At 63.6% G+C, this 22871-nt stretch carries 18 protein-coding genes and 1 tRNA gene; 8 read left to right on the top strand and 11 right to left on the bottom strand.

All coding sequences use genetic code 11. The features are described from left to right. Positions 1-112: 112 nt before the first annotated feature. The 6 genes from NP534_RS05190 to bglX all read right to left on the bottom strand — a co-directional run bounded on the left by NP534_RS05190 (position 113) and on the right by bglX (position 8874). Positions 113-724, bottom strand: coding sequence for a flavin reductase family protein (locus tag NP534_RS05190; RefSeq protein WP_274098011.1), 612 nt, complete (start codon positions 722-724; stop codon positions 113-115). A 118-nt stretch (positions 725-842) separates the two neighbouring features. After that, entirely contained in the window at positions 843-1130 is a 288-nt protein-coding gene (locus NP534_RS05195) for a hypothetical protein (RefSeq protein ID WP_033702740.1), read from the bottom strand. A gap of 714 nt (positions 1131-1844) precedes the next feature. After that, on the bottom strand, positions 1845-3164 hold the full coding sequence (locus NP534_RS05200; protein ID WP_274098012.1) for an MFS transporter: 1320 nt from the start codon (positions 3162-3164) through the stop codon (positions 1845-1847). Positions 3165-3416: 252 nt separating this feature from the next. Next, positions 3417-4748 (bottom strand): sigma-54-dependent transcriptional regulator, encoded by a 1332-nt coding sequence (locus NP534_RS05205; RefSeq protein WP_274098013.1) that lies wholly within the window; start codon positions 4746-4748, stop codon positions 3417-3419. Then, positions 4742-6499 carry a sensor histidine kinase gene (locus NP534_RS05210; protein ID WP_274098014.1) on the bottom strand — a complete coding sequence of 586 codons (1758 nt, stop codon included), beginning with the start codon at positions 6497-6499 and terminating at the stop codon, positions 4742-4744. Before NP534_RS05210 ends, NP534_RS05205 begins: the two co-directional genes overlap by 7 nt. 83 nt (positions 6500-6582) lie before the next feature. Further along, the gene (gene bglX, locus NP534_RS05215; protein ID WP_033702736.1) at positions 6583-8874 is read right to left on the bottom strand and encodes a beta-glucosidase BglX; all 2292 of its coding nucleotides are present in this window, start codon (positions 8872-8874) and stop codon (positions 6583-6585) included. 186 nt (positions 8875-9060) lie between these two features. On the opposite strand from bglX, the gene NP534_RS05220 reads away from it, so the two are divergent. The 4 genes from NP534_RS05220 (at position 9061) to NP534_RS05235 (ending at position 11983) form a co-directional block, all read left to right on the top strand. Next, positions 9061-9678 (top strand): TPM domain-containing protein, encoded by a 618-nt coding sequence (locus tag NP534_RS05220; RefSeq protein WP_274098015.1) that lies wholly within the window; start codon positions 9061-9063, stop codon positions 9676-9678. Positions 9679-9777: 99 nt separating this feature from the next. Then, the gene (locus NP534_RS05225) at positions 9778-10992 is read left to right on the top strand and encodes a class I SAM-dependent methyltransferase (RefSeq protein WP_274098016.1); all 1215 of its coding nucleotides are present in this window, start codon (positions 9778-9780) and stop codon (positions 10990-10992) included. Between the two features lie 200 nt (positions 10993-11192). Continuing rightward, positions 11193-11471 carry a hypothetical protein gene (locus NP534_RS05230; RefSeq protein WP_274098017.1) on the top strand — a complete coding sequence of 93 codons (279 nt, stop codon included), beginning with the start codon at positions 11193-11195 and terminating at the stop codon, positions 11469-11471. 2 nt (positions 11472-11473) lie between these two features. Beyond that, a complete protein-coding gene (locus tag NP534_RS05235) occupies positions 11474-11983 on the top strand; it encodes a helix-turn-helix transcriptional regulator (protein WP_274098018.1) in 510 nt (169 codons plus the stop codon). Positions 11984-12003: 20 nt separating this feature from the next. Here NP534_RS05235 and NP534_RS05240 read toward each other — a convergent pair whose 3' ends face one another. After that, a complete protein-coding gene (locus NP534_RS05240; RefSeq protein WP_274098019.1) occupies positions 12004-13014 on the bottom strand; it encodes a DUF4917 family protein in 1011 nt (336 codons plus the stop codon). A gap of 135 nt (positions 13015-13149) precedes the next feature. Between NP534_RS05240 and NP534_RS05245 the strand changes: the two genes are divergently transcribed. The 4 genes from NP534_RS05245 to NP534_RS05260 all read left to right on the top strand — a co-directional run bounded on the left by NP534_RS05245 (position 13150) and on the right by NP534_RS05260 (position 18699). Further along, positions 13150-13689: an RNA polymerase sigma factor gene (locus NP534_RS05245; RefSeq protein ID WP_274098020.1), complete on the top strand. Its 540-nt coding sequence runs from the start codon at positions 13150-13152 to the stop codon at positions 13687-13689. Continuing rightward, positions 13682-14644, top strand: a complete 963-nt coding sequence (locus NP534_RS05250) for a FecR family protein (RefSeq protein ID WP_274098021.1) — start codon at positions 13682-13684, stop codon at positions 14642-14644. The genes NP534_RS05245 and NP534_RS05250 overlap by 8 nt, the downstream gene beginning before the upstream one ends. 73 nt (positions 14645-14717) lie before the next feature. Further along, the gene (locus NP534_RS05255) at positions 14718-17087 is read left to right on the top strand and encodes a TonB-dependent receptor (RefSeq protein ID WP_274098022.1); all 2370 of its coding nucleotides are present in this window, start codon (positions 14718-14720) and stop codon (positions 17085-17087) included. A 7-nt stretch (positions 17088-17094) separates the two neighbouring features. Next, the gene (locus tag NP534_RS05260; RefSeq protein ID WP_274098023.1) at positions 17095-18699 is read left to right on the top strand and encodes an alpha/beta hydrolase; all 1605 of its coding nucleotides are present in this window, start codon (positions 17095-17097) and stop codon (positions 18697-18699) included. A gap of 131 nt (positions 18700-18830) precedes the next feature. Here NP534_RS05260 and NP534_RS05265 read toward each other — a convergent pair whose 3' ends face one another. The 4 genes from NP534_RS05265 to NP534_RS05280 all read right to left on the bottom strand — a co-directional run bounded on the left by NP534_RS05265 (position 18831) and on the right by NP534_RS05280 (position 22862). Next, positions 18831-20531: a SulP family inorganic anion transporter gene (locus tag NP534_RS05265; protein WP_274098024.1), complete on the bottom strand. Its 1701-nt coding sequence runs from the start codon at positions 20529-20531 to the stop codon at positions 18831-18833. 233 nt (positions 20532-20764) lie between these two features. Continuing rightward, positions 20765-20838: transfer RNA gene (locus NP534_RS05270), tRNA-Gly, on the bottom strand. Positions 20839-20949: 111 nt separating this feature from the next. Beyond that, positions 20950-21834, bottom strand: coding sequence for an alpha/beta fold hydrolase (locus NP534_RS05275; protein WP_186656580.1), 885 nt, complete (start codon positions 21832-21834; stop codon positions 20950-20952). Between the two features lie 335 nt (positions 21835-22169). Then, positions 22170-22862 carry a pseudouridine synthase gene (locus NP534_RS05280; protein WP_274098025.1) on the bottom strand — a complete coding sequence of 231 codons (693 nt, stop codon included), beginning with the start codon at positions 22860-22862 and terminating at the stop codon, positions 22170-22172. Positions 22863-22871: the final 9 nt, after the last annotated feature.

A 22871-nucleotide genomic window follows, 5' to 3' on the forward strand; every position in this document is an offset into this window, starting at 1 on the left:
CAAGGTACTGGACGGCCAGGTGTTCAAGGGGGCCATGGCGGCCGACGAGGCCGCCTGCGCCGAACTCGAACGCCTGCAGGGCGTCAGTGATGAGGGCGAGCTGATCTGGTGATCAGTCGCCCACCTGCGGCCTGGCCATCTTGAACAGGTTGCCCAGTTCGAAGTAATCCGCCGGGCCGCCACCACGCAGGATCGGCTCAGCGGCAGCGGTATCGTAGATGCCGTCCTTGAGCAGGTGCTCGGCAATGTGCACCGCCACCACTTCACCCAGGATCAGCCAGCTGGGCACCAGCGCCTGGTCTGCCCGCTGCAGCTGGACAATCTGGCTGACCTTGCACTCGAACGCCACCGGCGTTTCGCTTACGCGGGGCACCTGCACCACACGCGACGGTGCTGGCGTCAGGCCGCTCAACGCGAACTCATCGATGTCTGCCGCTACCGCCGCACAGCTCTGGTTCATCGCCTCGGCCAAAGGCCGGGTCGCCAGGTTCCAGACAAACTCGCCGGTCTGCTCGATGTTGTTCAGGCTGTCTTTGCGCCCGACACTGCAGAAACCGATGATCGGCGGGATGTAGTTGAAGGCGTTGAAAAAACTGTAGGGCGCCAGGTTCAGGCGGCCTTCGCGGTCGTGGGACGAGATCCAGCCAATGGGGCGGGGGCCGACGATGGCGTTGAAGGGGTCGTGGGGCAGGCCGTGGCCTTTGGCAGGTTCGTAGTAATACATCGGTGCTGGGCTTGCTTGCCCTACCTCTTGGGGACGAAGGCCTCTAGTGTGCCAAGCCTGTGCCCGCCTGAAAATGATCAAGCCCGGCCGAAGCCGGGCTGGGTACGCGCATCAGCGGTCAGCTGATGCGGTGAGCGTTGGTGCGGTCGAAGCCGTCTTCGGCGAAGCGCTGGCCGCCGGTGCGGTCGAAGCCATCTTCAGCGAAGCGTTGGGCGCCAGTGCGGTCGTAGCCGTCTTCGGCGAAGCGTTGGCCGCCGGTGCGGTCAAAACCGTCTTCGGCGTAAGTGGCGGCTTGGGTTTGCACCGCTGCGAAGGTATGGGCATTGGTACGATCGAAGCCGTCTTCGGCGAAGGCGCCAGCAGCGAAAACCGAAAGGGCCAGGGTGAGGATCAGTTTGTTTTTCATGGTCGTTGCTCCAGGGTGGCGAGGGGTTGTTGTTTCTATGGGTTTAATCCTACGCTGATAAAATTGATAAAAAAGCGCAAAAAATAGCGTCTAAATATCGTTTTTATCGATTAGTTGGCCCGTGCTGACGGTGAATCAGGCAGTGGGCCTGAGGTGTATTGTCAGGGCGCGGATCATCGCTTCGTCAGCCCTTGCAGCATGGCGGCGCGGAATTAATGGGGCATTAAGATAGGAAACCTGGCGCGTTACTGGGACGTTGCGGGTAGTGGTGCTGATGGGCGGCGTGACGAACCAGAAATGCGCGATGCCTGCGTGTAGTAGCGGGGCCAGGCACCCGTGAGCCGAATAAGTCCGCTAATCGGCTCACATGATCGAGCGCCGCCCGCGCGGCGCATCGCGAGCAAGCTCGCTCCTACATCTGTTTCGGGCCAGTGCGGCCTGGGCATTTGCGCGCGACGGCCTTGTTCGTACGACGCGATATTGAGGCGAGCACCAAGGGGGGCGCGCCAATGCCTCAGGAATAATTGGCCCGAAACAGATGTAGGAGCGAGCTTGCTCGCGATGCGCCGCGCGGGCGGCGCTCTATCTTCGTCCCCTTGAAAAAATCAAGCCAGGCACCTGGTGGCCCAAATATAATCGCCAGGCATCCACAACCCAGCAAAAAAGGGGCGCCCCCATGAAGGAGCGCCCCTGTTCAAGACCCGCGGACCTGAATCAGTCAGTGGTGATCCGCGAATGCTGCTTGGTGTCTTTCATGGTGGCATACACCAACAGCGAGCAGGCGATGCAGCCGGTGACGTACCAGTAGAAGCCGGTTTCCATGCCGTTGCTCTTGAACCACAGGGCCACGTATTCGGCGGTGCCGCCGAAGATCGATACGGTCAGGGCGTACGGCAGGCCAACGCCCAGGGCGCGGATTTCGGTCGGGAACAACTCGGCTTTGACCACTGCGTTGATCGAGGTGTAGCCGCTGACGATGATCAGCGCAGCCATGATCAGGAAGAACGCGCCCCACCAGCTTTGCACGGTGTGCAGGGTGCTGAGGATCGGCACGGTGAACAGGGTGCCGAGCACACCGAAGGCGATCAGGATCGGGCGTCGGCCGATCTTGTCGGACAAGCCGCCGACCAGCGGTTGCAGGCACATGAACAGGAACAGCGTGGCGGCCGAGATGGTGGTCGAGTCGGTGATGCTCATGCCCACCGTGTTGACCAGGTACTTCTGCATGTAAGTGGTGTAGGTGTAGAAGGCCAGGGTGCCGCCCATGGTCAGGCCGACCACGGTCATCAGCTCTTTGGGATGACGCATCAGGGTGCGCATCAGGCTTTCCTTGGCCTTCTCCTTCTTGGTGAAGGAGGTGGTCTCTTCCATGCCGCGACGCAGGTACAGCGCAACCACCGCGCACAGCGCGCCGATCACGAAGGGCACACGCCAGCCCCAGGCATACAGCTGCTCGGTAGTCAGCGTCTGCTGCAGGATGATCAGCACCGCCAGGGCAATGAGCTGGCCAGAGATCAGGGTCACGTACTGGAAGCTGGAGAAGAAGCCACGGCGTTCCTTGCTGGCCATCTCGCTGAGGTAGGTGGCCGAGGTGCCGTACTCTCCGCCCACCGACAAGCCCTGCAGCAAGCGCGCAAGCACCAGCAGGATCGGGGCGGCGACGCCGATGGTTTCATAGCCAGGGGTCAGGGCAATGACCAGGGAGCCTGCGCACATCAGCAGCACCGAGGCCATCAGTGCGGCCTTGCGGCCTTTGCGGTCGGCGTACAGGCCCATCAGCCAGCCACCGATCGGGCGCATGAGAAAGCCCACGGCAAAGATCGCGGCGGTGTTGAGCAATTGTGCAGTGGTGTCGCCGGCAGGGAAGAACGCTTTGGCGAAGTACAGCGAGAATGCGGCGTAGACGTACCAGTCGTACCATTCGACCATGTTGCCGATGGACCCGCTGAAAATCGACTTCAGGCGGCTGGCGGTGGTTTTTTCTGCGGCCGGCGCAATGGCCGCCCCGGTGGGCAGGGAGGTGGCGTTATCCATCAGGGATACCTTCTCGTTGTTTTTGTGGAGCGCGCCGGAGCGCTGCTTGCCACAGTGATTGCAGAAGGTGTGCCAAACGGGTGCGAAGTGATTCATTTGCGGGCACGCATGGCACCCAGCCCGCCTACCAAGGCCTGGCAACGCGCCCGTGTAGGAGCGGCCTTGCGTCGCGAAGGGCTGCAGCGCAGCCCCAAACTAGCCGCCATAAGCAAATATCCGCTTACCCCGCACATCAGATAAGCGGAAAACCGCCTACCGCTCGATATAATCCTCCCGCACCAGCCCATGCCGCTGCATCTTCTCGTTCAACGTCCGCCGCGGCAGTTGCAAAGCCTCCATCACCCCCTTGATCTCGCCCTTGCACTGGCGCAACGCCGCCCGCAAACACTGCGCTTCGAACGCTTCCATCTGCTCGCCCAGCGACTGCCCGGCCGGCACCACTTCACTGTTCGGCGAACCCAGCCCCAGCGCGTGCCGCTCTGCCGCGTTGGCCAACTCGCGCACATTGCCCGGCCAGTCATGGCAAAGCAGCTGAGCCAGCTGGCTGGCGCTGAGCACCGGCGCCGTTCTGCCCAGCTTCTCAGCGGCAGCACGGGCAAAGTGCTCGAACAGCAACGGGATGTCTTCACGCCGTTTACGCAACGGCGCCAGCCGTAGCTCGGCGACGTTCAAACGGTAGGCGAGGTCTTCACGAAAGCGCCCGGCATGGGCTTCTTCCAGCAGGTCGGGTTTGGTCGCGGCGATGATGCGCAAGTCGACGCTGATGCTCTGGTTGGCGCCCAGGCGTTCGAGCTTCTGTTCCTGGAGCACGCGCAACAGTTTTGCCTGCTGGGCCAGGGGCATGCTCTCGATCTCATCGAGGAACACCGTGCCACCATTGGCATATTCCAACTTGCCGATCCGTTTGCCCTGGGCGCCAGTGAAGGCACCGCTCTCATGGCCGAACAGCTCGGCCTCGAACAGCGCTTCGGGGATTGCCGCGCAGTTCAGGGCAACGAAGGGCTTAGCCGCACGCGGGCCGAAATCGTGCAGGCAGCGGGCCACGCGCTCCTTGCCACTGCCCGTTTCGCCGCGGATCAGCACATTGACCGGCAAGCCGGCCAGGTCCAGTACCTGCCGGCGCAGTTGCTGCAGGCCTTGGGACATGCCCAGCAGCGTGCCTTCGAGGCGCGACTTGAAGTCTGCCTGTTCGTGCAGCCGGCGGTTTTCCAGCACCAGCTGGCGCTTTTCCAGGGCACGGCGCAGGCTGCCCAGCAGGTGTTGCGGGGTGAAGGGCTTTTCGAGGAAGTCGTAGGCACCGTTGCGCATCGCCTCCACCGCCATCGGTACGTCACCGTGGCCGGTCAGCAGGATCACCGGCAGGTCGGGGTCAGCCTTTTGCAGGCGTTCGAGCAACTGCAGGCCATCGATGCCCGGCATGCGCACATCGCTGATGATCACCCCGGCAAAGTGCTCTGGCAGTTGTGCCAGGCACGCTTCGGCGTGGGCGAACAGTTGTACGCTGAAGCCGGACAGGCTCAGCCATTGCTCGACGGCGGTACGGATACTGGCTTCATCGTCGACAACGATCACTGAATTCAACATACAGGCTCCAGGTCGCGGGGCAGGGTAAGGCTCAGGCGTGCGCCGCCAGGCAGATTTTCGGCCTGCAGCTGGCCGCCCGCCTCATGCACGATGCCATAGGAAATGGCCAGGCCCAGGCCTAGCCCTTCACCCACCGGCTTGGTGGTGAAGAACGGGTCGAAGACCTTGGCCAGGTGCTCATCACCAATACCGCCTCCCGAATCGAGCACACTCAGGCGCCACAGGTCGTTATCCAGCTCGATGCGGACCTCCAGGCGCTTGTAGCGTTTGTCGGCCATGGCGTCGAGGGCGTTGCGCAGCAGGTTGATCAGCACTTGCTCCAGGCGGATCGCATCACCGCGGACCCAGGCCGGGCGCGCCAGGTACAGCGCCACCTCGACGCCTTCGGTGCGGATGCGCGTGTCCAGCAGGTGCAGGGCCTGGTCGACCACAGAGGCCAGGTCCAGCCGCTCGCGCAGCCCGACCGGGCTGTTGCGGGCAAAGGTTTTCAGGTGGCTGGTGAGCGCGGCCATGCGCGTGAGCATCTGCTCCAGCGGCTCCAGGGCTTGGCGGGCCTCGTCGTAGCGGCCATGGTCGAGCAGCAGGCGCAGGGTCTCCAGTTGCATGCGTTGGGTGGTCAGGGGCTGGTTGATCTCGTGGGCCATGGCGGCTGACATCTGCCCCAGTGCAGCCAGCTTGGCCGATTGCACCAAGCCTTCCTGTGCGGTGCGCAGCTCACGGGTGCGCTCCTCGACCTGGCGTTTGAGGGCTTCGCGGCTGCGCTGGCGCAAGCGTGCCAGGCGCAGCCGCTGGCTGACGAACAGCGCCGCGAAGACCAGGCTCAACCACACGGCGGCGGCCCCTAGGGCGGCATTGCGGCCGTCGGCCGCGACCTGCGGTTTGCGCAGCAGGTGCAAGGTCCAGTCCTCACCGTGCAATGGCAGGCTTTCCCACAGGTATTCGGCGACCCCCTGCGGGCCATGCACGCGGCTCAGGTGGCTGTTGTCGGCAAACTGGGTCAGCACCTGGTGCTGCAAAGGCACCAGAGGCTGTTTGTCGTATTGCCGAGTCTCGGCCAGTTCGGCACGGTCAGCGCCGCTGAGCGGCTGCAGCTCGCGGTAGCGCCAACCGTCCTGGTTGGCAATGAAGGTGATACCGCGGGCATCACTGACCAACAGAATATCGCTGCCTTGGCGCCATTCGCGTTCCAGCTCGGGGAATTCGAGCTTGACCACCATGGCACCGAGGAAGCGGCCTTGCTCGTCGGTTACCGCGCTGGCGAGGAAATAACCTGGCACGCCGCTGGTCACACCGACGGCGTAGAAACGCCCGCTGCCCTGGCTGCGGGTCTGCTTGAAGTAGGGGCGAAAGCCGTAGTTGGAGCCGACGTAGCTGCTCGGCAGTCGCCAGTTGCTGGCCGCGATGGCCAACCCGGTGTGGTCGAGCAGTTCGAGGGTGGACGAGTTGGCGGCACCGTTGATGCGTTCGAGCTTACGATTCAGGGCGTCCTGTACCGGCTCGCTGACTGGGCCGCGCAAAGCTTCGATCAGTTCCGGGTCGAGCGCCAGCACCGCAGGCAGGGCGCGGTAGCGTTCGATCAGGGTGTGCAGTGCGTTGGCATAGAGGCCGAGCTGCTGGCTGGCACGCTGGGCGTCGTCTTCCATGGCCTGGCGCTTGGCCTGGTGCATGGCCCAGCCCGCGCTGAGGGCGGTGCCGAGCAGGATGAACAGGATGATCAGCCCCAGACGCAGGGCGCGAAAGGAAAAAGCCATGGGGCAGATCCGCATGAAAGGGATAGCAGGGCCGGCCTGTTCGCGGGTAAACCCGCGAAGGGCCGGTACTGTTCACAGGCGTGTCACAGCAACTCGAAGCTTTGCTGTTGCACCGACTCGGAATCCAACCCTACCTGAACGTTGAATTCGCCAGGTTCGGCAACCCGCTGCAGTTGGCTATTGTAGAACTTCAGGTCTTCTTCGCTGATGCGGAAGGTCAATGTCCGTGACTCGCCGGCCTTGAGCGGCAGTTTCTGGAAGTTCTTCAGCTCCTTGACCGGGCGGCTCATGGACGCCGAAACATCCTGCAGATACAACTGCACCACGGTTTCGCCGTCGCGTTTGCCGGTGTTCTTCACCGTGACCTTGGCCTCCAGCGTATCGCCACGCTTGAGGTCCTTGGCCGACAGGGTCAGGCCCGACAGTTCGAAGCTGCTGTAGCTCAAACCATAACCAAACGGATACAACGGGCCGTTGGGCTCTTCGAAGTACTGCGAGGTGTAGTTGCCAGGCTTGCCGGGGGTGAACGGCCGGCCAATGCGTGTGTGGTTGTAGTACATCGGAATCTGCCCGACCGAACGCGGGAAGGTGATGGCCAGTTTGCCGGACGGGTTGTAATCGCCGAACAGCACGTCGGCGATGGCATTGCCGCCCTCGGTGCCGCTGAACCAGGTTTCCAGCAGCGCGTCGGCCTGCTCACGCTCCCAGGCGATCGACAGCGGCCGGCCATTCATCAGCACCAGTACCAGCGGTTTGCCGGTGGCTTTCAGGGCCTTGATCAGCTCGCGCTGGCTGGCCGGGATCTCCAGGGTGGTGCGGCTCGACGACTCGTGGGACATGCCGCGCGACTCGCCGACCACTGCCACCACCACGTCGGCCTGCTGGGCCGCCTTGACCGCTTCATCGATCAGCACGGCGGCTGGGCGCAGGTCATCGACGATTTCCGGGGCATCGAAGTTGAGGAAGTTCAGGTAGTCGAAGATCGCCTTGTCGCCGGTGATGTTGGAGCCTTTGGCGTAGACCAGTTTGGCTTTGCCGTCGACGGCGCGGCGCAAGCCTTCGCGCACGGTCACCGAATGCACCGGTTTGCCGTCGGCGGCCCAGCTGCCCATCATGTCGATCGGTGCATCGGCCAGCGGGCCGACCAGGGCGATGGTGCCGGCTTTCTTCAGGGGCAGGGTCTGGTTGCGGTTTTCCAGCAGGACCAGGCTGCGGCGGGCCACGTCACGCGCGGCGTCGCGGTGCAGGCGGTCGTTGCCGTAGTAGTCCTTGAGGTCGGTTTCGGCCTTGCCGATTCGCACGTACGGGTCTTTGAACAGGCCCATGTCGTACTTGGCGCCCAGCACTTCGCGCACCGCCTGGTCCAGCTCGCCCTGGGTCACTTCGCCGGCCTTCAGCAGCCCTGGCAGCTCTTCGCCGTAAAGGGTGTCGTTCATGCTCATGTCGATGCCGGCCTTGATCGCAAGCTTCGCGGCTTCTCGGCCGTCGCGGGCGACGCCGTGGCGAATCAGCTCCTGGATGGCGCCGTGGTCGCTGATGGTCACGCCCTTGAAGCCCCACTCCTTGCGCAGCAGGTCGTTCATCAACCAGGTATTGGAGGTGGCTGGCACGCCATTGATCGAGTTGAGCGCCACCATCACCCCGCCAGCACCGGCGTCGAGCGCGGCGCGGTAGGGCGGCAGGTAGTCGTTGTACATCTTCGGCAGGCTCATATCGACCGTGTTGTAGTCGCGGCCGCCTTCCACCGCGCCGTACAGGGCGAAGTGCTTGACGATGGCCATGATGCTGTCGGGGTTGGCCGGGCTGCTGCCCTGGAACGAGCGGACCATCACCTGGCCGATTCTGGAGGTCAGGTAGGTGTCTTCACCAAAACCTTCACTGGTGCGGCCCCAGCGCGGGTCGCGGGCGATATCGACCATCGGGGCGAAGGTCATGTCCAGAGCGTCGGCCGCGGCTTCGATGGCTGCGGTGCGGCCGACCTTGGCAATGGCGTCCATGTCCCAGGTGGCGGCCATGCCAAGGCCGATCGGGAAAATGGTGCGTTCGCCGTGCACGGTGTCGTAGGCGAAGAACATCGGAATCTTCAGACGGCTGCGCATGGCCGCGTCCTGCATCGGCCGGTTCTCGGGCGCGGTGCGCGAGTTGAAGGTACCGCCGATACGCCCTGCGGCGATTTCTTCGCGGATCTTCTCGTGCGGCATCTCCGGGCCGATGCTGATCAGGCGCAACTGGCCGATCTTCTCGGCCTCGGTCATCTGGCTGATCAGGTGATTGATGAACGCCTGCTTGTCTTGCAGGGGCGGGGCGGTTTGGGCGGCGAGGGCCGCCTGACTGGCAAGGCCCATGGCCAGGCCCAGCAAAGACAGTTTCATCATGGATTCCGTTGTGGGGCCTCTACCGTATCCACAGTGATACGCGCGCGGCCGAAGTTATCAGGCGACTATTGTTGTACAGTTCGGGGGCAATGCTGCCAGCGGCGGATTATGCCTGAATATATCGGCTGCCGATGGCGCCCTGCGTGCCTGGACAACAACAATAAGAACGATCGAGAGACCGCTGGCATGACCCCTTTCAACGAATACGATCAACGCCAGATCGCCGAAGCCATTGCCCGTGCCGAACGGCGCACCGATGCCGAGCTGGTCACGGTGCTGGCCAGACGTGCCGACGATTACGCCTACCTGCCGCTGTTCTGGGCCGCCGTGCTGGCCCTGGCCGTGCCTGGCCTGCTGCAATTAGTGCTTGGCTGGCCCGGTATGCGTGGCCTGCTGGTGGCCAATGTGCTGGTGTTCATCGGTTTGTGCCTGCTGTTGCGCAACCCGCGCCTGGCCGGCTGGTTGATCCCCCGTGCCTTGCGCCGATGGCGTGCGTCGAGCCTGGCCCGTCAGCAGTTTCGCGAGCAGAACCTGCAGCGCACCACGGCTGCCACGGGGGTGCTGATTTTCGTCAGCGAGGCGGAGCGGCATGTAGAGATCCTGGTCGACCAAGGGGTCGAGCGTTACCTTGATGCCAGCGCCCGCGCGGCCATCGTCGGCCGTTTTGCCGAACAGGTCCGCCAGGGCCGGACCCTGCAGGGTTTTGTCGAATGCATCGAGGCCTGTGGCGAGTTGCTCAGCGAGCATGTACCCCCCACCCATACGCGCAACGAGCTGCCTAATCGCCTGGTCATTCTGGACTGAACGCGGCTGGCGAGTGAGAGGGCGGCAAGCTCGCCGCCACACCTGTAGAATACCGGGCATTGCGCAACGCGCCCCCTGCTACCCGAGGCACCGTTTTTCATGTCCGCCAGTTCTTCTGCTTCAACCGCGCCAGATGCGCGTGCCCAGTTCCTCGCGCTGTTGAGCACCGCCCTGCACGGCAATACCTTGGTGAAACTGGTGCTGGCGCGCCATGTCGGTGCCGACTCGACCTTGCAGCGGATCATCGCCAAACCGTTGCAGGTCAAGGGCCAGCCCTGCCTGTCGCTGGTGTATCGCCACCAGACCCGAGACATCACCCGCAACCTGCCGCTGGAACAGGCCGAAGTGCTGGTGGCCGAATTGCTGCCTGAGAGTTTTCGCAATGCCCACCTGTTCGATGCCGACGGCGAAGTGCAGTTGACGTTCAGCAAGAAGGGCAAGCCCATGCTCCAGCGCCACGGCGCCCAGGCCCCGCGTGAAGCGGCAGCGAGCAGTGCCCATGACCGCGAGAAGAAGCGCTACCTGGAATTGTCGCGCCCCTTCCTGCGTGACCTGGGTGTGACCGATGCACAAGGGGCGTTGATCCCGTCGATGTCGCGCAAGTGGAAGCAGATCAACAAGTTCATCGAGGTGTTCGAGCACGCCCTGGCCAGCGCGCCGGTGCCAGCCGAGCAGGCCCTGCGGGTGGCCGACTTCGGCTCGGGCAAGGGTTACCTGACCTTTGCCATGCACGACTACCTGCGCGATACCCTGGGCCGCGAAGCCCAGGTGACGGGTGTCGAGCTGCGCCAGGAAATGGTCGACCTGTGCAACGCCGCCGCTGCGCGGCTTGAGCACCCTGGCCTTGAGTTCCAGTGCGGTGATGTGCGCAGCGTGGTGCCCGAAGCGATCGAGGTGATGATCGCCTTGCACGCCTGCGACATCGCCACCGACTACGCCATCCACACCGGCATCCGTTGCAACGCCGCGATCATCATGTGTTCGCCGTGCTGTCACAAACAGATCCGCCCGCAGTTGCACAGCCCGGGGTTGCTGCAGCCGATGCTGCAGTACGGCCTGCACCTGGGGCAGCAGGCCGAGATGCTCACCGACAGCCTGCGCGCGCTGTTCCTGGAAGCCTGTGGTTATGAGACCAAGGTGTTCGAGTTCATCTCGCTGGAGCACACCAACAAGAACAAGATGATTCTGGCGGTCAAGCGCAGGCAGGCGGTGGATAACGGAGCGCTGCTGGAGAAGATTGCGCAGCTCAAGACGTTTTATGGGGTGCAGGAGCATTGCCTGGAGACGTTGTTGCGCGGGGATGGGTTGATCTGAGCGCGGCAACTGGCGCCAGCACCCATTCATACCAGCCGGGCCGAAGGTGCATTGTTCCTGAATACGCGTAGGAGAATTCTCAAGACCACCTAGCGGCCGAGTTTGGCGCGAGGATAGCTGTAGTGTGGCGTGCATGCGTCAGATGGCTTGGTTGTCATTTGACAACTTTGTTATTGCGAGCCCACACTGGAGAAAAGCTGATGTCACGCCCCAGTCATGCCAAGAAGGAGGTCGAGCAGGCCTTGACGCACGCTGAGTTACAGGGGTGGCGAGTCGTGGTGGGTGGCGGGCATTGCTGGGGGAGGATGTATTGCCCCTTCAACGACACCGATTGCCGTTGTGCAGAGTTTTGCATCACTAGCGTCTGGAGTACCCCCAAGAATCCTGGAAATTTCGCGCGCCAGCTACGGCGTGTCGTGGATAACTGCTCTGGCAACAGGATGGCGAAAGGCGCAGCAAATGTGGCTGAGGAACGGTAGCGATGGAATATGAATTCACCCTCAAGTATCAACTGAACGAAGACGAAGATGCCGATGCGCTTTTGGAGCGCCTGGCCCAAGCAGGCTGCGAGGACGCATTGGTTGGCGTAGGTCAGCCCGGTCGCTTGGCGCTGGCTTTTGTCCGCGAGTCTCCATCGGCCCGGGAGGCCATCGAGAGTGCGCTCAAGGATGTTCGCGAAGCAGTGCCTGACGCACGCCTGATCGAAGCGACGCCAGACCTCGTCGGGCTTACTGATGTGGCTGAAATCGTGGGTGTTTCGCGCCAGAACATGCGCAAACTGATGCTCTCACACGCTCATAGCTTCCCTGCGCCCATTCACGAGGGAAGTGCTTCGCTTTGGCATCTGGCTGAAATTCTGGTTTGGTTGCAAGCCCGCGGCAGCTACGCTATCGGCCAGGAGACCCTTGAGCTGGCTCGCGTCGCGATGACGGTCAATGTATCAAGCGCATACCAGCGCGTCTTCGGTGATTCACCGAAGCTGGCCTATTGAACCGATAAGCCCTGCTCGCCTCAACGGCGAGCAGTCGGCACCTCGATCGCCAGTTCCGCCAACCCCAAAGGATGCGTGCTCGCATCGAAAAAGTGCAGCGCAGTCGCCGGCAGATCCCCGAACCGATCGATGTAGTGCTGCTTCTGATTGATCACCGAAGCCTCCCCCAACGGCCGGATGGCAATCGACAAATGGTGGGGGCGCGCCTGGCGAACAGCCTCGACCAGGTGCTGGTCACTGCTGTCCAGATGCTGCCCGAACAGGCACAGCCCCTGGCTTTCCTGCGCGAGTTGCCCCAGGCACCAGCTCAGGTAGTCCGAGTGACGAATAGCGCGCAGCTTTTCGTCGCTGCGGTCTTCGTTGACGAACAACGGCACTTCACCCGGAATGTTTACGGCAAAGCCATCGAGCAGTTCGGCGCTTTCGGCGCTGCGCTGGCGGGTAGTGCCATCCGGCAGCTTCAGCAGGTGCAGGCCGCCATGCAGGTGCAGTACGCGGGTGCCTTCGCTGCGGGTGCGGCGTACGTCGAAAAAACCCTGCTCATCGAACAGCTCGGCAAAACCTTGCGGGGCGTGCTGCACGGCCCATGGCAGGATCAGGTCGTAGTTGCTGGTGTAGATGTTGCGATAGCCGCGCAGGGCCTGGTTCAGCGTGGCCAGCGTGGTGGCCGGCATCTGCGGCCAGGGCAGGTGCAGCGTGCGCACAGCATGGATCAGCGCTTCCTTGATCGAGTAATAGCGGTTCAGCGGGGCGGTGGAGTTGATGGCCAGTGCGGCATTGGCCCGCACGGTGGTGTTCAGGGCGCTGAGCACCGGCTCGAACAGTTCTGTGGCAAGCGACTTGAACAGGGCCTGGTCGCTGATCGCCAAACCTTTCTTGCGGCCCGCACGTTGCGCTTCCTCGAACAGCGAGAAATAGCCAAACGGCTTCCACAGTGCGCGGCTGGCGCCGTTGCCCACCAGCAGGGCGTCGCAAGGGTGGCGTTGGTCGAGTGCTGGCCAGGTGGCGAGGTGAGCGTCAAGTGCGGGCATGCGGGGTCCGTTTGGCGGCGCGGGAAACGGGGGCGACTTTAGCATGCCAGGCAAGCGCCTAGTGATTGAGGCTGGCGATGGCCAGAAGGCATGTGTGAGAATGATAGGAATTCCTATTAACGATGCTCGCCTTCAATGACCTCCATTACCACGCCCTGGGCTGGCACCGCTGCTCCGTTTCAGGCAGTCGTCGATGAGCTGCTGGCCAACTACAGTGACTTGCGCCGCTACCTGACCGGGCGCCTGCGCAACCCCGACGACGCCGCAGACATCGCCCAGTCCAGTTTCGCCCAGGCCTATGCCCATGCCCTGAATGCACCGGTGCTCAATGCGCGCGCCTTGTTGTTCCAGGCGGCGCGCAACCTGTGCATCGACCAGTACCGCCGTCGCAGCACCGAACTTGCAGCGCTGGAAGACTGGCTGGTGCGGGTCGATGGGCTGAGCCCCAGCGTCGAAGACATCATGATCGCGCGCGAGCAGTTGCAGCTACTGATTGCCCTGATCGAGCGCATGCCACGGCTGCGCCGCGAAGTGTTCGTGCGGGTTCGGTTGCATGGCCAGAGCCACCGGGAGGTGTGCGAAGCGCTGGGGCTGTCGGCCAAGTCGGTGGAACTGCACATCGCCCGTGCGGTGTTCGACCTTTCCGAATTGCGCCTGGCCAGCCGTCATGGCTGAGCCTTCAGCCGCCCGCAAGGTGCAGCAGGCGCTGGTCTACCTCGCGGCCATGCATGGCGACGATCCGGCGCGGGTACGCGAAGCCAGCGGCCAGGCGCTGCGCTGGCGGCACAAGAGCGATGCGCATGAGCAGGCCTGGCAAGAAGCCGAGCAGCGCTGGCAGATGGTGCATCGCCTGGCGCCGCAACTGCGCGGCGCTTTGCAGCCGCAGCCGTACGACCCGAGCCGTCGGCGCCTGCTGCGCCAGGGCGGCGCGCTGGCGGTGCTGTTGGCGGCAGGAGGCTGGCTTGGCTGGATGTGGCAGCGCACGGGGATCTACCAGCAAGACCTGCAGACCGCTCACGGCGAACAGCCACGCCCGCTCACCTTGCCCGATGGCAGCCAGTTGCTGGCTGCGGCAGAGAGCAACCTGCGCATCCGCTTCGACTCTGGCCGGCGCCAGGTGATGCTGTTGCACGGTAATGTCTTCTTCGACGTCGCCCACGAGGCGGCGCGGCCCTTTCACATCAGCACCCGGGTGGGCAGCGTGCAGGTACTGGGCACTGCGTTTTCGGTCAGTGATCGGGGCGATCGGCTGTTTGTCGCGGTGGCGCGCGGCCGGGTGCAGGTGCGTGACCTGCACGGCGGCGAACGCATCCTGGGTGCTGGCCAGCGTGTCTGTATCGATGGCCGGGGGCACTTGGGCAGTCTGCGTGAGAGCGGGCAATTCGGCGCCGATCTTGGCCATTGGCAACGCGGCTGGTGGTCGTACACCGACCAGTCGCTGGGTGAAGTGATCGGCGAGCTCAATGCCTACCTGACCCAGCCAGTGTTGCTGGCGCCAGAGGTCGCCGAGCTGAAGCTGACCGGTAGTTTCCCCAGTGACCAACCGCAGAAGCTGCTGCAGGCGTTGCCACGGATTCTGCCGGTACGTCTGAGTGAACGGCAGGGCAGGCTGGAGCTGTTGCCGCGCTGAAAAAAAACGTTGAGGGGTAAGGCGCTTGAGCGGCGTCATCAACAGTGAACCCCTCTAACAGCAAGGACCCTTCATGTCGTTCGCCTGCACCCGTTTATCTGCGCTGGCCCTGGCTTGTGCGTTGGGCAGCCTGTTGTCGCCGGGCATGGCCCTGGCTGACAGCCAGCCGCTGGCCCTGGATTTTCCCAGCCAACCGCTGGAAGCCACCGTGCACGCTCTTGCCCGGCAGTCGGGTGTAGCCATTGCCGCCGACAGCCGGGTACTCGCGGGCCGCAATGCGCCGGCCCTGCACGGGCACTTCAGCGTGCTGCAGGCCCTGCAGCAGTTGCTGGTCGGCACCGACCTGGTGGCCGAGGAGGTCAACGGCGTAGTGACCCTGCGCAGCACCGCCGAAGACGGCGCCCTGACCCTCGGGGCCACCAACGTCAACGCTGCCGGTTTCAACAGTGACCTGCCCGAGGCCTACAGTGGCGGCCAGGTAGCGCGCGGTGCGCGGCTTGGCATGCTGGGCAATCGCGACATCATGGACACCCCCTTCAACATCACGGCCTACACCGCCAAGACCATCGCCGACCAGCAGAGCGGCACGGTTGGCGCCGTGTTGCGCAATGACCCGTCGATCCGCTTCAGCACCGGCGAAGGCCATGCCTACGAGAACTTCATGATCCGCGGCTATGGCCTGGAATCTTCGGAACTGGCGGTCAATGGCCTGTACGGCCTGGCGCCGGATGGCCATGTACCCACCGAATTCCTGGAGCGGGTAGAGGTGCTCAAAGGCCCGAGCGCATTGCTCAGCGGCATGGCGCCCAATGGTGGGGTAGGTGGCAATATCAACCTGATACCCAAGCGTGCCGGCGATGCGCCACTGACCCGCCTGACCACCAGCTATGTGTCCGACGGCTACTTTGCCCAGCACATCGACGTGGCCCGGCGTTCTGAAGACGGGCGTTTCGGCATTCGTTTCAATGGGGTGTACGGCAGCGGCGACACAGGTGTCGACGAACAGTCCAAGGACCGCACCCTGGCCTCGCTGGCGCTGGATTACCGAGGTGACGACTTCAAGCTGGAACTCGATGCCTACGAGACCCATGAGAAACTCGATAACGGCAGCCCGATGATGGCGGGCTTCAGCGACCTGGGCTACGTGACCAAAGCGCCCAAGCCCGACACCAACGTGCTCAAGGGTATTTATGCCAAGCAGGTCAGCAAGGCGGTGATGCTGCGCGGCGAGTACCAGCTCAACGACGACTGGACGGCGTTTGCCAGTGTGGGTGGGGCGCGCACTTACTACGACGGCTTCCTCAATGGCACCCGCATTCGCGTGCAGGCGGCCGATGGCAGCGCCAAGGGGCAGACCTACAACCAGGCCGGCTACACCCACAGCCTGTCCAGCGAGGCAGGCCTGCGTGGCAACTTCATGACGGGCCCGGTCAGCCACCAACTGGTGTTCACCACATCGCTGCTGCACCAGGACATCGGCCGCGCGCCGACGATTACCGGCCCGACCTACGACACCAATCTCTATCGCCCTGTCAAAGGGGTGATTGCCGGTGATCATGGCGCCAACGTCAAGACCGGCGACAACACCCTGTCCAGCTTCGCCCTGGCCGACACCCTTGGCTTCTTCGACGAGCGTGTACTGCTGACCCTGGGAGCGCGTGCCCAGCGGGTGCGGCAGAAGATGAGCAAGCCAACGGCCTACGACGAACGCAAACTGACGCCAGCCTTCGGCATCGTGGTCAAACCCTGGGATGCGCCAGTGTCGCTGTACGCCAACTACATCGAAGGCCTGACCCAAGGCGGCACGGTGACTGAAGTGGGTGCGCTGAACAAGGACGAGCAGTTCGCGCCATACGTGGCCAAGCAGATGGAAGCCGGTGTGAAGTGGGACCTGGGCAGGTTCAGCCACACCTTGGCGGTGTTCCAGATCGAAAAGCCCAGCATGGTGAAAAACACCCGCGGCGACACCTTCTGGTACACCGACGATGGCGAGCAGCGCAACCGCGGCGTGGAATGGAACATGTTCGGCGAGGCAGCCCCGGGTGTACGTCTGCTGGGCGGGGTGACCTACACCCGTGCCGAACTGAGCAAGACCGCCAACGGCACCCTGGATGGCAACACGGCCCGCGGCGTGCCGGCCTGGTCGGCCAACCTGGGCGCCGAGTGGGATCTGCCTTGGGTCGACGGCCTGACCTTGACGGCGTTGGGCATCCACAGCAGTTCACAGTACCTGGACGATGAAAACACGATGAAAATCCCCCAGTGGACGCGCTACGACCTGGGCGCACGCTACGCCACCCGGATGCTGAGCAAGGACGTGACGCTGCGCGCTAGCCTGGAGAACGTCGAGAATCGCGCTTACTGGGCCGGGGTGTTCAACCCGGGGTATGCCACCGTCAGCGAACCGCGCACCTTGAAGCTGTCTGCCAGTGTCGACTTCTGAGGTGAGTATGCAGCGGATCATTGGCATCAGTTGCGCCTTGCTGCTGACTTTGACCTGTGCCGCTACGGCGCAGGCGGCAACAGGCGCCACGCTGCAGCCGGGCCAGGCCGTCAACGGCCAGGCGCTACCGGCAGGCAGCACGGTTTGGGGCGTTACGCTCAAGGCGGGCGACCTGGTGCGCGGGCGGGTCGACGGCAACGTCAGCCTGCGCCTGCTTGACTCCGAGGGCAGGCCCTTGCGCCTGCTGATCGACGGCCAGGACCAGCCACGCGAATTCTTGTTCGTCGCCGACGGCCCTGGGCGCTACGGTTTGCGTGCAGAGCCGCTGCACGGGCGCCCGGATGCGCAGTACAGTTTGCGCCTGGACCAGGTGCTAGCGCTCGCCGAGCAGCAGCGTAGCCCGCAGCAGCTGGCCAGCCCGGCCTTGGCCGAGCTGGCCAGGCAGCTTGCCCAGGGCGGCGATACCGAGGCCTTCTGGCACGCACGAAAGGCCGAGGGCACGCCGCTGGTGGAGCCGTTGCCGGGGCAGCCGCAGCAGCGCCTGGTGACCTTTCTGTGGCGCGGTGCCCAGCACAATGTGCGAATGTTCGGCGCGCCGTCGGGCCGTCATGAAACCCTGCAGCGCCTTGGCAGCAGCGATGTCTGGTATGCAAGCTTCGAGGTCCCGGCCAGCGCCCGGCTCAGCTACCAGATGGCGCCTGACGTGCCGCAGTCGGATGATCGCCGGGTGATACTGGCCACCACGCGACGCGACCCGCTCAACCCTGCCACGTTCGCCGACAGCAGCGGTGACCCTTGGTTGTCGCGTTCGCGCCTGGAGCTTGCGGATGCGCCACCGCAGCCGTGGGTCGCAGCGCGGCCAGGCATCGCCCGTGGCACGCTCGAACGCAAGCGCCTGGCCAGCGCTGTGCTCGGTAACGAGCGCGACCTCTACCTGTACCGCCCCGCCGGCTGGCGCCCGGGCGCTGCAGGCCAGGCCTTGCTGGTGCTGTTCGATGCCCATGCCTACACCCGCCAAGTGCCGACGCCTACGCTGCTCGACAACCTGATCGCCGATGGCCTGATGCCACCGACGGCAGCGATCATCATCGCCAACCCTAGCGACCTCAGCCGCCAGCAGGAGCTGCCGCCCAACCCGCAGTTCGCCCGCTTCATGGCCGAAGAGCTGATGCCCTGGGCGCGCCGGCAGGGCCTGAGTGCATCTGCAGCCAGTACGGTGATCGCAGGTTCCAGCTACGGTGGCCTGGCCGCTTCCTACCTGGGCCTGATGCACCCCGAGCTGTTCGGCAACGTGCTGAGCCTGTCGGGGTCGTACTGGTGGGCCAAGGACGGTGAAGAGCCGGGCTGGTTGACCCGCGAGTACGTCAAGGCACCGCCCAGGCCGCTGCGCTTTTACCTGCAAGCGGGGCTGTTCGAAGGCCCGACGATTCTCGACACTCACCGCCACCTGCGTGATGTGTTGCGAGCCAAGGGGTATGCGGTGGAGGCGGTGGAGTACCCGGCGGGGCACGATTACCTGCAATGGCGCGGGTCATTGCCGTGTGGCCTGATCAGCCTGATTGGCAGGCCGGGTGAGGCCAGTGCCCGGGCTTGCAGAGAACGAAGCCAGTGAGTGCGCTTCATACTCTGTGGAGCGGGCTTGTCCCGCGAATGGGGCCGCGGGTGCCTGGCACCGGCTTCGCCGGTGTTCGCGGGGCGAGCCCGCTCCCACACTGTTAAATCAATAGGTTATGTACTGGCCTGTTATTCCGCCGGTGAGTCGTTGCGAATTCTGTTGCGCCATACCCGATAAGCGCGGATCCCGGCCCGTACCGAGCCGAACAGCAGTTTGTCCTCCATCTCCCGGGCCATCCCTGAGCGCACCAGCATGCGCAGGAAGGTGCCACGGGCGCGGGCGATGGCGAAGAAGATGCCTTGGGCGGCCAGGGTGTCGCGCACCTCGCGCAGTGCGGCGATGCCGCTGACGTCGATGCTGGTCACCGCTTCGGCATCGAACAGCACGGCCTTGGGCTGGGCCTGGCTCTGCACGGCTTCCAGCAGGCGCATCTTGAAGTAGTCGGCGTTGAAGAACAGGATCGCGTCGTCGAAGCGGTACACCACCAGGCCCGGCACGGTGCGGGCGTCCTTGAACTTGCGGATGTCGACCTGGCCCTCGGTGCCTGGCAGCCAGCCCAGCACCGCGTCGGTGGGTTGGTAGATGCTGTACAGCAAGCGCAGGATCGCCAGGGTCACGGCAAATACGATACCCGGCAGCACGCCCAGGCCCAGTACGCCAACCGTGGTCAGCAGGCACAGCCAGAACTCGAAGCGGCTCAGGCGCCTTATGGTCTTCAGCGACTTGATGTCGATCAGCCCCCAGCCTGCCATCAACAGCACGGCGCCCAGCGCCGCCTGGGGGATCCAGGCCATGGGGGCGGTGAAGAACAGCAAAATCAGGGCGATCACCAGCGCGGCGATGATCCCCACCAGTTGGCTCTTGCCGCCGACCATGTCGTTGACTGCGGTGCGTGAATCGGCGCCACTGATGGCAAACCCTTGGGACATCCCCGCCGCCAGGTTGCTTACGCCCAGCGCCACGAACTCATGGTTGGCATTGATGGCATAGCCATGGCGTGCAGCAAAGCTGCGGGCGGTGAGCATCGCGCTGCAGAAACTGACGGTGGCGATACCCAAGGCATCGCGCAACAGGCTCTTCATTTCTGCCAGGTTGCTTTGCGGCCAGGCCAGTTGCGGCATGCCGGCCGGTACCGGGCCGAGGATGGCGACACCCAAGCGGTCCAGGCCGAACAGGCCGACCAGTACGGTGAACAGTGCCACCGCCACCAGCGCCGCAGGCAGCCGTGGGTAGCGCTGTGGCAGCCAGATAAGCAGGGCCAGCGCGCACAGGCCGATGGCCAGGGTGGGCAGGTGAATCTCGCCCAGGCGCTGCAGGAAGTTGACCAGGCTGAGGATGAACCCGTCGCCCTCGATCTTGAACCCCACCACCTTGGACAACTGCCCGGCAATCAGGCTCAGGCCGATGCCGTTGAGGTAGCCGATCAGGATCGGCCGCGAGAAGAAACTGGCGATGAAGCCCGCTCGGGCCAGCCCCGCCGCGATCAGCATCACGCCAACCAGCACGGTGACGATCACCGACAGTTCGGCGATGCGCTGTGGGTCGCCCAGTGCCAGGGGCGCCACGGCGCCGGCGATCATTGCGCAAGTGGCGGCGTCCGGGCCGACCATCAGCTGGCGCGAACTACCGATCAGGGCGTACACCATCATGGGCAGTACGCACGCATACAGGCCATATTGCGGTGGCAGGCCGACGATCTGGGCGTAGGCGATGGCGATGGGGATCTGGATGGCGGCAACCGACAACCCGGCCTGCAGGTCAGCGTGGAACCACGCGCGGCGGTAGTGCAGCAGATTGGCGAGGCCAGGTAGCCAGCGGGACAGAAACATGCGGGGTCCTTTCTGAATGTTTCACGAATCCCTGAAGCATATGCGCTTCAAGCCGTTTCGCTTGCAAGCGGATTCGTCGGTCGCGCATTCAAGCGGATCGGCAACAAAGTGGCCATGGGCCAGGTCAAGGAAAGGGCTTGGAGATGGAAAGGCGGGGACCAGAAACGAAAAAAGGAGCCAAGGCTCCTTTAAACAGCGATGACGTTGCTGGAACGTCATGCGGGAATGCGTGGTGGAGCGGGTAGAGGGAATCGAACCCTCAACTAAAGCTTGGGAAGCTTTCGTTTTGCCACTAAACTATACCCGCGTCTGCGTTCGACTTTTTACCAGAAACCTCCACGAATTAGAAGCCCAAGTTATAAAAAAGCTTGTCGGCGACCCATAGCCTGCGGGTAATCACTACAGGGCGCCGATGCGCTCAGATGGCCAGTGCATGCTGCCCCTGTACGTGCTGGTAGCGTTGACGTGGCTCACGCTCGGTCGGCTTGAGGAAGCCGAGCAGTACGCTGCGGGTGTCTTCACAGGCTGCCTTGGTCTCCATGTCGAGGAAGTGCCCGGCATCGCGGATGACACTGAAGTGGCTCTTGCCTACATGGCGGCCAAACTCGCGGGCATCTTCGGCCGTGGTGTATTCGTCACGTTCACCGTTGATGAACAGCACCGGGATGTCGATGTTGCGCGCCCCACTCAATGCCCGTTCCAGGTCATGTTGCAGCACCTCGTTGATGTGAAAGTGCATCTGCGCGTACTCGTGGCTGTCCAGGCTGCTGACGTGGCGGTAGTTGAAGCGCTTGAACAGTGACGGCAGGTGCTTGCCGATGGTGTCGTTGACCAGGTTGCCGACCTGGTAGCGATCGCAGGCGGCCAAGTACTGGCAGCCACGGTCCAGGTAGTCGCGCATCGGCTCGTTGATTACCGGCGAGAACGAACTGACCACGGCCTTCTTCACCCGCCGTGGCTGGTGCGCCAGCGCCAGCAGCGTGCTTGCACCGCCCCACGAGAACGACATCACGTGGTCGGCCTGGAAGTGCTCGATCAGCTCAAGGAGGATATGCGCCTCGGCCTCTTTGGTGATCAGCCGCTCCTGGCGGTTGTGCGGCTTGGACTTGCCGGCGTACGGCTGGTCGAACAGCACGACGTTGAATTGCGGGTGCAGGTTACGCACCGTCTGGGCGAACGAGGCCGTAGTGGCCAGCGAGCCGTTGATCAAAATGATCGTCTTCTCGGCTGCATCCGCGCGATGGAACTCCGTGTAAACCCGATACTGACCTTGGATATCAAGTACAGCGATTTCTGGCCTCATGTCATCGACTCCTGGCGCAAAAAGGGTATTCGCGTCACCTAGGGTGCACGTTCTTTATGACAGGTAGGCATTTGCCTTGAAGAGTAACGGGGGGCCCAGTGTCGATCCTTGGCACACGTGTCGACGGTATTGTTTTTGGCGGGCAATTTGCCGTGCCCCAAGGCATCTAGGCCTTGGGTGGCCGGCAAAAAGTGTCTTCGGCTGCGGGCGTGACTCACGAGTCACATGCAGACTGACGATTTGGATTCAAGCAGTGGCCTGGGAATCCTGCAAGTGCCGTTCGGGTAAAAATGTGACCTGAGCCGCTGGGCGGTCGTGTTGGACCAGGCTGAGGCCTAGACGCCGGCAACTTCCTCGTCGGTCAACGCCCTGTAGGCGCCTGGCGCCAGCCCTGGGTCCAGGCGAATCGCGCCCATGCTCTCACGGTGCAACCCCACCACCTTGTTGTCGAAATGGCCGAACATGCGTTTGACCTGATGGTACCGCCCCTCGACGATCGCCAGCCGGGCCCGGCGCGGGCCGAGGATGTCGAGCTGGGCGGGCAGGGTGGTGAGGTCTTCGAATGCAAAGTACAGGCCTTGCTGGAACGTGGCGGCATAATGCGGGCCAATCTCGTCCTCGGTCTCGACCAGGTAATGCTTGGGCAGTTTGGTGGTTGGCTGGGTCAGGCGCCGTGACCATTGGCCGTCGTTGGTCAGGATCAGCAGGCCGGTGGTGTTGAAGTCCAGGCGCCCGGCAATGTGCAGGTCGTCGCGCATCTCGGCGGGCAGTAGCTCAAGCACCGTGCGGTGCTGCGGGTCGAGCGTGGCACTGACGTACCCGGCTGGCTTGTTGAGCATCAGGTAGCGCGCCGGCCGCCCGGCCTGCAGCGTTTGCTCATCCACTTCGACGCGGCTGAACTCACGCACCGGGGTCAACGGGTCGGCCGCGACGATGCCATCGACCCGCACACGGCGCTGCACCAGCAGCAGGCGAACTTGCTGGCGGTTGTAACAGGGCAGGTTGGCAAGGAAACGGTCGAGGCGCATGGCGAACAG

Source organism: Pseudomonas sp. 39004 (genome assembly GCF_028682155.1).
In the GTDB taxonomy this organism is placed as follows: domain Bacteria; phylum Pseudomonadota; class Gammaproteobacteria; order Pseudomonadales; family Pseudomonadaceae; genus Aquipseudomonas; species Aquipseudomonas capeferrum.

Excerpts from the sequence above, each read along its gene's own strand:
- NP534_RS05230 (WP_274098017.1), top strand. The coding sequence starts at position 11,193 with ATGTCACGCCCCAGTCATGCCAAGAAGGAGGTCGAGCAGGCCTTGACG.
- NP534_RS05195 (WP_033702740.1), bottom strand. The coding sequence starts at position 1,130 with ATGAAAAACAAACTGATCCTCACCCTGGCCCTTTCGGTTTTCGCTGCT.
- NP534_RS05245 (WP_274098020.1), top strand. The coding sequence starts at position 13,150 with ATGACCTCCATTACCACGCCCTGGGCTGGCACCGCTGCTCCGTTTCAG.
- NP534_RS05250 (WP_274098021.1), top strand. The coding sequence starts at position 13,682 with ATGGCTGAGCCTTCAGCCGCCCGCAAGGTGCAGCAGGCGCTGGTCTAC.
- NP534_RS05205 (WP_274098013.1), bottom strand. The coding sequence starts at position 4,748 with ATGTTGAATTCAGTGATCGTTGTCGACGATGAAGCCAGTATCCGTACC.
- NP534_RS05275 (WP_186656580.1), bottom strand. The coding sequence starts at position 21,834 with ATGAGGCCAGAAATCGCTGTACTTGATATCCAAGGTCAGTATCGGGTT.
- NP534_RS05255 (WP_274098022.1), top strand. The coding sequence starts at position 14,718 with ATGTCGTTCGCCTGCACCCGTTTATCTGCGCTGGCCCTGGCTTGTGCG.
- bglX (WP_033702736.1), bottom strand. The coding sequence starts at position 8,874 with ATGATGAAACTGTCTTTGCTGGGCCTGGCCATGGGCCTTGCCAGTCAG.
- NP534_RS05190 (WP_274098011.1), bottom strand. The coding sequence starts at position 724 with ATGTATTACTACGAACCTGCCAAAGGCCACGGCCTGCCCCACGACCCC.
- NP534_RS05210 (WP_274098014.1), bottom strand. The coding sequence starts at position 6,499 with ATGGCTTTTTCCTTTCGCGCCCTGCGTCTGGGGCTGATCATCCTGTTC.
- NP534_RS05235 (WP_274098018.1), top strand. The coding sequence starts at position 11,474 with ATGGAATATGAATTCACCCTCAAGTATCAACTGAACGAAGACGAAGAT.
- NP534_RS05265 (WP_274098024.1), bottom strand. The coding sequence starts at position 20,531 with ATGTTTCTGTCCCGCTGGCTACCTGGCCTCGCCAATCTGCTGCACTAC.
- NP534_RS05260 (WP_274098023.1), top strand. The coding sequence starts at position 17,095 with ATGCAGCGGATCATTGGCATCAGTTGCGCCTTGCTGCTGACTTTGACC.
- NP534_RS05280 (WP_274098025.1), bottom strand. The coding sequence starts at position 22,862 with ATGCGCCTCGACCGTTTCCTTGCCAACCTGCCCTGTTACAACCGCCAG.
- NP534_RS05225 (WP_274098016.1), top strand. The coding sequence starts at position 9,778 with ATGTCCGCCAGTTCTTCTGCTTCAACCGCGCCAGATGCGCGTGCCCAG.
- NP534_RS05200 (WP_274098012.1), bottom strand. The coding sequence starts at position 3,164 with ATGGATAACGCCACCTCCCTGCCCACCGGGGCGGCCATTGCGCCGGCC.
- NP534_RS05220 (WP_274098015.1), top strand. The coding sequence starts at position 9,061 with ATGACCCCTTTCAACGAATACGATCAACGCCAGATCGCCGAAGCCATT.
- NP534_RS05240 (WP_274098019.1), bottom strand. The coding sequence starts at position 13,014 with ATGCCCGCACTTGACGCTCACCTCGCCACCTGGCCAGCACTCGACCAA.